At 46.9% G+C, this 11953-nt stretch carries 7 protein-coding genes; 5 read left to right on the top strand and 2 right to left on the bottom strand.

Annotation, left to right across the window (positions count from 1 at the left end; genetic code table 11):
- The first annotated feature begins 56 nt into the window (after nt 1–56).
- The 4 genes from AC2TF5_RS26120 to AC2TF5_RS26105 all read left to right on the top strand — a co-directional run bounded on the left by AC2TF5_RS26120 (nt 57) and on the right by AC2TF5_RS26105 (nt 8766).
- Nucleotides 57–989, top strand: coding sequence for an ArsR/SmtB family transcription factor (locus AC2TF5_RS26120; protein ID WP_491299987.1), 933 nt, complete (start codon nt 57–59; stop codon nt 987–989).
- A gap of 306 nt (nt 990–1295) precedes the next feature.
- Nucleotides 1296–2663: an MATE family efflux transporter gene (locus AC2TF5_RS26115; protein WP_491303007.1), complete on the top strand. Its 1368-nt coding sequence runs from the start codon at nt 1296–1298 to the stop codon at nt 2661–2663.
- A gap of 365 nt (nt 2664–3028) precedes the next feature.
- Nucleotides 3029–8116, top strand: coding sequence for an AAA family ATPase (locus AC2TF5_RS26110; RefSeq protein WP_491299986.1), 5088 nt, complete (start codon nt 3029–3031; stop codon nt 8114–8116).
- On the top strand, nt 8113–8766 hold the full coding sequence (locus AC2TF5_RS26105) for a response regulator (protein WP_491299985.1): 654 nt from the start codon (nt 8113–8115) through the stop codon (nt 8764–8766). The genes AC2TF5_RS26110 and AC2TF5_RS26105 overlap by 4 nt, the downstream gene beginning before the upstream one ends.
- Nucleotides 8767–8883: 117 nt before the next feature.
- On the opposite strand, the gene AC2TF5_RS26100 is transcribed toward AC2TF5_RS26105, so the two are convergent.
- The gene (locus AC2TF5_RS26100) at nt 8884–9741 is read right to left on the bottom strand and encodes an EamA family transporter (protein WP_491299984.1); all 858 of its coding nucleotides are present in this window, start codon (nt 9739–9741) and stop codon (nt 8884–8886) included.
- Nucleotides 9742–9761: 20 nt separating this feature from the next.
- The gene (locus tag AC2TF5_RS26095; RefSeq protein WP_491299983.1) at nt 9762–10730 is read right to left on the bottom strand and encodes a metallophosphoesterase family protein; all 969 of its coding nucleotides are present in this window, start codon (nt 10728–10730) and stop codon (nt 9762–9764) included.
- 303 nt (nt 10731–11033) lie between these two features.
- Here AC2TF5_RS26095 and AC2TF5_RS26090 point away from each other — a divergent pair, with 303 nt between their 5' ends.
- A complete protein-coding gene (locus AC2TF5_RS26090) occupies nt 11034–11810 on the top strand; it encodes a DeoR/GlpR family DNA-binding transcription regulator (RefSeq protein ID WP_491299981.1) in 777 nt (258 codons plus the stop codon).
- Nucleotides 11811–11953: the final 143 nt, after the last annotated feature.

Here is an 11953-nt window from a genome sequence, read left to right as displayed (position 1 = left end):
ATAAAGTTGTTTGATTAACTTAAAAGTTATATAATGGGTTGGAAAGGAGCTCTACTATGAAAATACCAGTAAGTATCGAGCAGTTGGCTTTCTATGAAAGCCTTGGCTCTGAGACACGACTTCGCATCATTGATTATTTACGGCAGGGGCCGCATAACATTAAGGATCTTGCAGAGAAGCTGCAGTTCTCTTCCGCTATTATAACGAAGCATATTCAGAAGCTGGAGGAAGCAGGCATAGTTCAAACAGAGAATGTACCGGGAATTCGGGGTGTGCAGAAGCGCTGCTCCCTGAAGCTTACGCAGGTAGAACTACAGTTTCAGAACTCCCCTAAAACAGATGAAGCATCGGCATCGGCAGCTGCAAAGTCGACCGGTGATACATGCTCGATTCCGATAGGCCAGTATGTCGATTATCAGGTCACGCCAACCTGCGGTTTGGCTTCAAGGGACAAGCTGATTGGGATCGTGGATGATCCGCGGTATTTTGCGGACCCTGAACATGTGAAAGCAGGTCATCTCTGGTTGGCAAGCGGATATGTTGAATACAGACTGCCGAACTACTCGGTGTCGACTGAGAAGCTATCCAGTCTACGCATTTCGTTAGAATTGTGTTCGGAGGCTCCGGGCTTTAATGAGGATTGGCCATCGGATATTACATTTTCGCTAAATGGGAAGGAACTGCTCACTTGGACCTGTCCAGGTGATTTTGGTGATAAGAAAGGGAGGTATTCCCCTCCATGGTGGACGGAGAAATCGACGCAGTATGGTCTGTTGAAGACGTTGCTTGTTACAGATGAAGGAACTTTTCTCGATGGCGTCCGCATGTCTGATCTCTCAATACGTGAGCTTGCGATTGGGAGCAACCAGGATATCCGACTGCGAATTGCTTCGCTCGCTTCGGCTAGGCATCCCGGAGGCGTCAGTCTGTTTGGTCGTGGCTTCGGCAATTATGATCAGGACATTGAAGTGACGTGGGAGTATCGATAGAAGAGGCGGTAGGCTATTTCGAAGAGCCGTTCACAATGACGAGGTGAACGTATAGTTTGTTTCATTGACAGAATCCGGCTACAGTGATATCCTCCAATCAAATGCTGGGGTAAAAGGGATCACTCTCGTGAGAGGTTCATCCTGTGATATAAATTCATGAACACCGTTACTAGAAGCTCTTCGAATGAAGAGTTTTTATATTCCTCGCAGAAACGGCCGCCGTCTTATAAGGACGGCAAGCCGTTTCTACTTGATTTAAACGAAAAGAATGTGATGACTTTGAATCAGCTTCGTAGACGAATGCAAATGCAAATGAATGGTATTTTGAATAAATATTTTTCTGGCGAGTCGATGGATTACCGGCAGATTTTTGCCTTGTTTCTTCCGATTCTGATCGACCAAGCCTTTATCATCGGGTTAAACCTAGTGAATACGGCCATGATCAGTTCGTCAGGGGTGGCGGCGGTCAGTGCGGTGAATATGGTCGATTCGCTGAACATTTTTCTAATCAATGTGTTTGTGGCCGTAGCGACCGGGGGAACGGTTGTGGTGGCTCAGTATAAAGGAAGCGGCAATGACCTGATGGTGTCCCGAGCTTCTGCTAGCACTGTAACCTCGGTTGCCCTGATCGCCTTGGGAGTTGGTCTGCTAATCATGGGGTTGCACAACCCGGTGCTTAATATTTTGTTTGGATCGGCTTCTCCAGATGTGTTGGACAGTGCCAGGACTTATCTGATCGGGAGCAGTATTTCCTTCGTGGGCATAGCGGTTGTTCAGGCGGTTTGCGGTGCACTCCGGGGGATCGGAAAGACCCGGGCATCGCTGGCCCTTTCGTTAATTATGAACGTACTGTACGTTTTGCTGAACATCGTTTTTATCAATTATCTGAATATGGGTGTAATGGGGATGACGCTCGCCGTGAACATCGCCCGTTATGCGGGGGCTGTCTGCGCCCTATATTATTTGTTCAAAGTGGATGCTACACTGCATCTACGCGTTCGCGATCTGTTTCACTTTCCGCTGTCCATGCTCCGTAAAATTATGTTCATCGGCCTTCCGTTTGCTGCGGAACAGATGTTTTTTAACGGGGGGAAATTATTAACTCAGGTATTTATCGTCAGTTTGGGTACGTATGCCATTGCAACCAATGCTATCGGATCTTCTCTCGCCGGTGTGTTTCAGATCCCCGCCAGTGCCTTATCTCTAACCGTTGTAACGGTTGTCGGCCAATGCATCGGACGAGGGAATATTGCGGATGCGCGAAAGTTCATCAAATCTTTTCTCGTGCTGGGATCCTGCTCCCTGGCGCTGACCGGTTTGATTCTAATGCCGTTCTTCCGGCCTCTGGTGGGTTTATTCGATCCTCCCGCAGAAATTGTAGATGATATCTTCTGGCTTCTCTTGATCAATGCCATTGTGCAGGTTCCGCTGTGGTCGATTAGTTTCATTTTGCCTTCCGCGCTCCGAGCGGCGGGCGACTCGCGATTTACTTCGATCACCTCGATGCTGACAATGTGGCTGTTCCGGGTCGTGCTCGGATATATTCTGGGCATCGTTCTGGGCATTGGCATTCTTGGCGTCTGGCTGGCGATGAACTGTGAATGGGGCGTGCGCGGCGCGATCTTCCTGTGGCGTTTCCGCGGGAAGAAGTGGTATGCGCATAAGCTCATTTAAGTGGTTTTATAAAAAGGAACAAATGTGGGTAGGCCCAACAATGGTATAGAAGCTAATCATGTGAAAGATAAACGTCAGAGCACCGATCAAGGTGCTCTTTTTCTTTATGTGTTTTAGGGAGGGTTAATGTTCACAGTTCCTATTTCCTGGGGAATAAACCTGTATTTTAGCGAAAAATGATAGATGTCACATGACAACAATGATGACAAGGCTCACTATTTGTCGAATGGGCATTACATTATGATTAGGATGTATTGTTAGATGATGTGATCATTATCTGCATGTTCCAATGTATAATAGTATTAATTTGTTAATTATGATCTTAAACGTTCTGTCTACCTATTTGAAGCTAGGGAGTGCGATTTATGTTTGAGATGCCAGGGTACCGAACATTGGGCGTAATAGGTAATAGTGGTGACTTAAAGCTGTACAGATTGATGCGTTACGAGGACGGACGAATGGTTATAGCCAAGACAACATGTGACGAATACCCGGGACCTATTATGGTTGACACCTTTCGATACGAGTATGACATGCTAAGAAAGTTGGGTGGCAGAGGAGCAGTTGAGGTTTACAGCCTGGAGATCATGGCGGATCGGCCTGTTCTGCTCTTACAAGATATGGAGGGAAGCACTCTCGATCGGGTATTGCGTTCACATGCAAATACATTAGATCTTTCTGCCCGGCTCCGTATCGCCGCATCAGCTGCCGATTGCCTTATGCAATTACATCGTGACAACATAACGCTAAATGAATTAACCCCCTCTCAACTGATGGTCAATCCCGCCACTTATGAAGTGAAGCTGATTGATATCCGCATGTGTTCAACAGATCAGAGCAAGAGTCCATTGTCGCTGTCCATGGATCGACCGGATGCTGTGCTTTCTTACATATCCCCAGAGCAGACAGGAAGAACAGGTGTGACGCCCGACTACCGATCAGATTTCTATTCGCTTGGGGTCATTTTATATGAATGTTTGTCAGGGAGGCTGCCTTTCGAGCTTCAGGACGTAATAGACATTGTCTACCGTCATCTTGCCGGTACGCCGGAGCCTTTGCATCAAAGATTTCCTTCAATACCTCAATCCGTCTCCGACATCGTCGGTAAATGTATGGAAAAAATGCCGGAAGCGAGGTATGCCAGTGCGTTTGGGATCAAGACGGACCTCGAGGAATGTGTGGCGAGGCTTCAAGCCTCGGGGCAAGTCGAGTCCTTTGTGTTGGCAAGCCATGATATTCCGGAGCGCTGGATCGTGCCGGTCCAGTTTTATGGAAGACAGTCCGAACAACGAAGCTTGCGACAAGTGCTGCAGCGAGCTTCGGCAGGAACTGTGGAGACGGTCTGGGTTAGCGGAAACGCTGGAATCGGGAAGACATCCTTCATTAAGGAAACTTTTCGAAAAGTGGTTCCATTTGAAGGTTTTTTTGCTATGGGTAAGTTCGACCCCCATCATACCGCACGTCCATATGATATATGGAATCAAGTGATTGATACATTGGTCAGCCAACTGCTGATGGAGACCAAACTGCAGGTTGAAGTCTGGAAGCTGCGTATTTTAAAAGCATTGGATGGTTATGGGGCTCTGCTGATCGACCTGGCTCCCAGGTTGGAATTGCTTATTGGCCAGCAGCCTTCTGTTCAGCCGCTGCCCCCGCTGGAAGCTAAGGAACGATTTCATCAGATTATGAACCGGTTTATTCAATTGTTTTTTCATCAAGACCGACCATTTGTGTTGTTTTTCGACAATGTTCAGTGGGCGGATGAAGCATCGCTGCAATGTCTTTCTTTTCTGCTCGAAGACAGGGCTACGAAGCATTTACTGGTTGTCTTGGCTTATCGTAATGATCGAGAGATTACGGATCAGCATCCGCTTAGCCGTTTGGAGAAAAAGCTTGTAGAGCGCAACATAGCGATAAATAGAATACCGCTGAGGGCTCTTGATCTCGCTGATCTGAAGCAATGGTTAAGTGATGCTATGCGATACGAAGCTGTTAATACGGATGAACTAGCTAAAGTGTTGTTTCATAAGACGGATGGAAATCCATTTTTCCTAAAACAATTCCTTCAGGATCTGATCGATAATAAGCAAATAACCTTTGACGAGTCAGGCAGATGCTGGAGGTGGAATATACAGCTGATAACGGAGATGAACGTACCGGATAATGCAGCTGCGTACCTGTCGGATAAATTGCGGCTTTTATCGTACCGGACGGTGTTTGTATTGGGAAGGGCTGCTTTTTTGGGCAGTCGATTTCAGCTAGATACACTGTCCAGCATTACTGATCTGCCTGTAGAAGAGATTACGGAAATATTGGATATTGCTGTGGAGGAGCGTCTGCTACAGCCAGTTAACAGCCGTGACACTAAGTCGTATAAATTTCAACATGTCCGCATTCATCAGGCCGCATATGCTCTTGTTTCGGAGGATGAGCGGCCCGATCTGCATCTGAAGATTGGTTTACTGCTAGTGGATCTCATGAAAAGTAGTGATGACGCAATCATATTCGAAGTTGTTAATCATTTGAATCAGGCTGTGCAGCGGATAGAATGTTCAGAACAATGTCAGGAATTGGCGGGACTCAATCTGCAGGCAGGCTTGAAGGCGAAGCAATCAACGGCTTACGAGACATCACTCGGATATTTGCGTCATGCGACGGCACTGCTAAAGGAAGATCATTGGAATCAGAACTATGAGCTCTTCTTCCAAGTATTCCGGGAGAGGGCGGAGTTGGAATATTTATGCGCGCATTTTGATATAGCTAATGAATTGTTTCAATTGCTGATCAGCAGAGCGTCGACAAATATGGATAAAGCACGCGTCTACGTGATGAAGATCCAATTGGAAGCGAGCAACGATAACTATGAAGAGGTTATTTCCTTAGGCCGTAATACATTGAAATTGTTGAATTTGAATCATAATTTTGATCCAAGCTCCTTACAATTGACCCTCCACTGGTTAAGATTGAGTCGAAAACTCCGGAAGCACCCAATCGATTCGCTGAGACATTTGCCTCCTATGACCGATGAAGTGCGCAAAGTGGCTATGTCCGTATTGGTCTATACGAGCAATGCCTGTTTTTTTGTGAATCGAAAGGGCTGGCTCGCCTCCAGTTTCACGATGGTCGAAATGACGGTGGATTATGGTGTAACTCCAGAGGCTTCCATCGGGTTTACAGGCTATGCGATGTTTCTGTATTATCACTTCCGTAACGATGAGGAGACATTCAAATGGGGTATGCTTGCCTGCAATTTATCAAAGCCGTACCCGACATTTCACGTGATGGCATTGACCTCATTCTCACTCTGTTACAACAGCTGGCGGCGTTTTGATTCGGGTATGCTGAACACGTTCACTGAGTACGCTGGCCAAATGGGTCTGGAATCTGGAGGTCTGTGGCAAGGGAATCAGAGTCTGTTGATCAATTGTGCCTTACTTCTGCAGTATGGTCATCCGCTCGGAGATATTTATGATCGGTTGATTTCCCATTCAGGTGATTTATTACGGCATAATAACAGTCTTCATTGTAAGCAGGCTGCCGTATTTGTCGCGCTTCTGGTTCGATTAACGGGTAATCGCTCGCCCGATGACCCATTTGAAATAGAGGATATTAGCAGAACGGAATTTGTCGAATCAGTGCATGGGGACTCGTTTAACATGATCGAAGAGCTGGTTTGCATTTATCAGTATTTGACCGGCTATTTATTCGGTCAATATCGAGAAGCGAATGAGGCATTGATCAAGACGGGTGCTATATTGGACTCGCGTCAAGACTATGTTGACTATGTTCTTCAATATTTTTACGAGTCGCTTGTTTGGGCTCAGTTATACGAGGAGTCCTCGCCCCGGGAACAACGTGAATATTGGATAAAAATGCGGATGCGCCTGAAGAAAATAAAGCAAATGGCCCTTCGTTGTCCGGGGAACTATGAACATAAATATTTGTTGATCAAGGCTGAGATGGCTCGGTTGTCACGTAAGAATCGGCAGGCTGAAGAGCTTTACGAGCAATCCATTGAGGTTGCCCGTACGTATGGTCATATTCACGATTTGGCGATGACGGCTGAGTGCTACGGCAGACACTGTCTTCACCAGGGGAAGTTACATCTTGCGAAGATTTACATGACTGAAGCGCATGAAGCCTATTTGCAATGGGGAGCGCTGGTAAAAGCGGCTGATCTGGAGCAAAAATATCCTCATCTGTTAAACGTCAAGCGTGAGTCGGGATTGGAGAGCGTTGATTCCTTATCTGTCGTCATGTCCACACAAGCTTTATCAGGCGAGATGGAGATGAGTCGATTACTCGTTACGCTGATGCGTATTATGCTTCACAATGCTGGAGCAGATTATGGAGCGGTCATTATCGACCATGAAGGCAGATGGAATATTGAAGCTTATGGCACGGTGGAGAGGATTCACATCGAGTCCGTTCCTCTTGGGGAAGAGTCGGATATTGTTCCGGCAGCTATTATCGGATATGCGGCGAGAACGCAAGAGGAAATCGTGCTGCATCATGCGGCCAGCCAAGGGATGTTTGTACGTAATTCATATGTTAGGGAAAAAGGGCTAAGATCAGTTCTCTGCCTCCCCATTATGAATCAGAACAACTTAATTTGTTTGCTCTACTTGGAGAACAAGCTGTCACCCGGCATATTTACCCCGCAACGGCTGGATGTGCTTAAGCTGCTTGGCTCACAATGCGCTATCTCGATCGCAAATGCCAAGCTTTACTCGGGCATTCAATATCTTAAGAAAAATTTGGAGATACAGGTCGAAGAGAGAACTCGTAGTCTGGAGAGATCCATGCGCGAGGCGTCTGCAGCTCTGGCGGAGATCTCTATTTATGAGGAACGGAATCGAATTGCTCAGGAAATACATGATATTGTCGGACATACACTTACATCCACGATTTTACAAATTGAAGCTGGAAAACGGCTGCTCTATAAGGATATGGAGAGTGGTGTTCAACGGCTGAATGAGGCACAAGACCTTGTCCGGCGCAGCCTGAATGAAATCCGGGGCTCTGTTCATATGTTAAGAGAGGACAAGTATGCCGACCTATCCATCATGTTGAATCAACTGATTCGAGAGACGGAGCGAAATGCGGAAGTTGTCATCCATACAGCTGTTTATGAACTGCCTGAGTTGATGTCGACAGCTCATAAAAAGACGATCTATCATGCACTGCAGGAAGGTCTGACCAATGGGATCAGGCATGGCAGAAGTACAGAGTTTCGCTTTAGTCTGGAGACTGTCGGAGAATATTTGCAATTTAGGCTCGAAGATTGCGGAATAGGCACGAGTAACATTGTGATGGGATTTGGATTGAAAGCGATGAAAGAACGTGTTGAACAGCTGGGAGGCAGCTTATCTATCGATTCCCGACCTAACCAAGGCTGTCTGCTAAAGATTGATCTGCCGTACCAAATGCGCTGGATTGGGGATAGAGTATGAGAAAGATAAGGATGGTCATTGCCGATGATCAACTGCTGACAAGAGAGGGACTCCGAACCATTTTGGACTTGGAAGATGATATGGAAGTCATTGGCGCAGCAAAAAACGGCGAAGAAGCTTGCGAGATGGTAGAGGCGCTTCATCCTGATCTGGTACTGCTCGATATTCAAATGCCTGTCATGGACGGAATTAGTGCGTTGAAGCGAATAAAGCGGAGCAGCCCGGAGACGTTTATTCTGATCCTGACCACTTTTATAGAGACTGATTATATCGTTGAAGGTATGGCACACGGAGCAAGCGGCTATATGCTTAAAGATATGGATGCGGATAAAATGATTGCTTCGATTCGCGATACAGTATCAGGGCAATTCATTCTGCCTGCTTCCGTTGCAGCCAAGTTAGCGGCGAGAATGAACCGACTGGCGGAGGATTATGAATACCTACAGCGAAGCGGAGCGGGTCACATCAAGTTGACCGATCGCGAAGAAGAGCTGGCACGGCTCATTATTAAGGGATTGAACAATCGTGAAATTGCCGATACGCTGCATATCGCCGAGGGTACGGCTCGCAACTATATCAGCAATCTGTATAGTAAATTGGAGGTGGTTGACCGGGCGCAGGCGATCATTCGGCTTCAAGCTTTTATGTGAATTATCTAACCGAAAAATTGAACTAATTTACTCCAAAAGTATAAAACGGACACCAACTGGTGTCCGTTTTTAGTAATATAATAATCCAAACGGGCTATTCTACTCCTCCGCACCGAATCAGCCCCACATGCCAATAAGGATGATGCCGCAGGTGATGATGATGGAACAGACAATCCGTTTCAAGCCCTGCTGCTCTTTCAGGACCAGGATACCGAGGAACGTGGCAAATACCGTTCCTGTTTCCCGTAAGGGGCTAATATGAGCCATAGGCGCTTGCTGCATGGCAAAGAGGAACAGCAGATAGGAGCCCGGATTCAGAATAGCTCCAAGCAAAATCGTTGAACGGTTGACTTGCCATTCCTTCCGTAGTGCCTTGGATCTGAGAACCAGTGGAGTCAGGCCAGCCACAAAACCGATGTTTGTCACTTCCAGCAATGCCAAGGGTGAAATATGCTGAAGGTTCAATTTATCAACGAATACATAACTGGTGGTGACAAGCCCGACACTCAGCGCCATGAGAACAGGTTTTAAGCTTTGCTGAGGAGCCCCTGGGTGTTTGCGACGAGACCCTACTCCACTAAGGATAATGAAGCCGCTGAGCATACAGAGAATCCCGATCCAACCAAACAAAGATAGCGATTCTTGGAGAAAGACCACTCCGATGATCGGCACGAGCAGTGTGCTGGTCCCCCGCATAATCGGATAGATCTGTGATAAATCGCCAAGCTCATACGTCTGGGACAATAGCCATGAGTAGACGGCTTGCAGGATAACAGATAGCAGCAGCAGAGCGTACGCACCCCAGGATAGGGGGTTGTGCCACAACTCCGTAATTAAGGTCGGCAGGAGCAGCACAGTGCACAGCATCATGATGGACCATAGAAAAACGCTTTTGTTTAGGCTTCTTTTGGTGAATAGGCTCCAGACGGCGTGGGCCATACCGGAGGCAATAACGAGCAATATAGGTAATAGCATTAGGCCTTCTCCCTTAGTTGTTAATCTTCATTCGAGGAATGAGGATCATGAAGTGGTTGTTCGGTTACAACCGAGCCATCTTCGAGGCGAAGCCATGTGTTAAAATCGGACTCCCCTACGTTCAGACGAATTACCCTCGCACCCCGCATCATACCTTCTCTGCCATACGTATTATAGCCGGTTGCCCGTCCGTAGCAGAGGCGTATCCCATGTAAGGTACCATGGAAATCGTTAATATGGTCATGTCCACAAAATGTGCCGATAACGTCGCCCATCTCAAGCAACGCTGCGAACAGCCCCGAGTTAACGGGTGGACAGCAGATGTGTTCAAATTTGTGTCCGTAGCAGATCTGGGTGTCCCATACTTCCTGATATTCCGGAACAGGGATATGAAAGAATGCGAGTGCAGGAAGCTTGCTTTCTTGCTCCGGAGGATTCAATCGAGCCGATTCAGCCGTCAGCCATTGAATTTGATTCCGTTGTATCCAGTTGTAGCCTTCAACATGCTTAAGCTGAGAATAATCGCCTGAATCTAGAAAATATAGATTTGCTGCTGGCTTGCCCTCCGGATCGGCAAGCTCCAGTATGTAGTTACCTTTGCCAGCAAGCTCTTCGGGTCCTGCCTGAGTTACGGTATGATGATGTGATTGCACGACTTGCATGAGCTCTTTGCGAGTGATTCCGCTTCCACTTTCGGTATCGTGATTACCGAATACGCAGGCCCACGGAATACTGCGTTCCTCGACCACAGCAACCGCATCGCGGAAAGCTTGTGGCGGATTACTGCATTTGGACTCGCCGGGTGAGACAGGACCGGTATAAATGACATCCCCTGTAAATACAACGAGATCCGGCTGTTCCACTTCTAGGGTAAGCTCCATTAATTTACGGGTACGCTGATCCTCGTCCCCTCCGTCTTTGAAATGAAGATCGGTAAATTGCACAATGGTAAAGGTCCCGTCTTGGCGAAAAGATAATTGGTTACTCATTTCAAAATTTCCCCCTTGATCCACTGATGAGATATGGTATTGATGTTGATTTACGTTATTTTATGTGGTTTTGTGTTGATTTTAATATCTAAATCGGGATCTGTCAATTCATTTTTACACAGTAAAAAAATAATGTAACACTCATTCAATTTAACCCCAAGATGTGTGAATATCACGTATATAAAGATCGGACTACCTACCTATGGCCGTTTGACAACAACTACTATGGGACTTTACACTGAATAAAAACAACACCAAAACACATAAAACCAATGTAATATCCATAACAGGAGGAAAGAATATATGTCCTTAACCTATGAGGAACGCAGGCAAACGATTCTTGCCCAGTTAAGTATTGAAGGGAAAGTGCAGGTGCACGCTCTTGCTGGGTTATTCAATGTCTCCACGGAAACGATCCGGCGCGACCTGGACCGATTGGAGAAGGAAGGAAGGCTGCGCAAAGTATACGGGGGTGCTGTACAGGTACGTTCCGAGTGGATCGAGCCGACGTTTATAAAGAGGTCCCAGATGTTTCAGAGCGAGAAGCAGGCTATTGGGAAAATAGCGGCTTCCCTCGTTAAGGATGGGGAAACGGTTATGCTGGATAACGGTACAACCACGCTGGAAATCATGAGGCATCTTAAAGACCGTGCCGATGTGACAGTCATTACTAACTTTGTGCCAATTCTGACGTGCGCGTTGGAAGAGTTCCAGGGGAAAATTATTTTTGCGGGTGGCGAGGTAAATATGGGCATTCAAGCGGCAACAGGACCTATCGCTTATCAGCTGTTGGATCAGTTTAAGGTAAACAAGGCGTTTATTTCTGCAGGCGGCATTTCGCTCTCGGACGGCATTACCGAGTACAATGTGGATGAAGCGTTGCTGTCACGGAAAATGATGTCCAGAACGGAAGAGGCCATTGTTGTCGCGGACCATTCCAAGTTCGGCGTTACAACATTTGCCCATATTGCACCGATTGAGCAAGTATCCATGATTGTGACCGACTCAGGATGTTCCCAGGAATGGATTGATGCGCTGAATAGGCTAGATGTTGAAGTTCTGACAGGCGAGAGGGCATAACCGGAAATGGACATTAGGGGTGTCTTTAACTCATGGGACGCATTTTTGAAAAATAAGACCATCCCTGTTCCAGTCACGGCTGAGACAGGGATTGTTTAATGATTTCGGATTTTTCTGGAGAAGGGCTGCCTGTGAAGCCCCTT

It is taken from the genome of Paenibacillus sp. JNUCC 34 (assembly GCF_058269055.1).
The sequence above is the reverse complement of the archived record's forward strand: the minus strand, read 5'-3'. Positions and strand labels throughout refer to the sequence as shown.

Bases quoted from the DNA above. Each gene is read 5' to 3' on its own strand.
- AC2TF5_RS26095 (WP_491299983.1), bottom strand. From the start codon at position 10,730: ATGAGTAACCAATTATCTTTTCGCCAAGACGGGACCTTTACCATTGTG.
- AC2TF5_RS26110 (WP_491299986.1), top strand. From the start codon at position 3,029: ATGTTTGAGATGCCAGGGTACCGAACATTGGGCGTAATAGGTAATAGT.
- AC2TF5_RS26120 (WP_491299987.1), top strand. From the start codon at position 57: ATGAAAATACCAGTAAGTATCGAGCAGTTGGCTTTCTATGAAAGCCTT.
- AC2TF5_RS26105 (WP_491299985.1), top strand. From the start codon at position 8,113: ATGAGAAAGATAAGGATGGTCATTGCCGATGATCAACTGCTGACAAGA.
- AC2TF5_RS26100 (WP_491299984.1), bottom strand. From the start codon at position 9,741: ATGCTATTACCTATATTGCTCGTTATTGCCTCCGGTATGGCCCACGCC.
- AC2TF5_RS26090 (WP_491299981.1), top strand. From the start codon at position 11,034: ATGTCCTTAACCTATGAGGAACGCAGGCAAACGATTCTTGCCCAGTTA.
- AC2TF5_RS26115 (WP_491303007.1), top strand. From the start codon at position 1,296: ATGCAAATGAATGGTATTTTGAATAAATATTTTTCTGGCGAGTCGATG.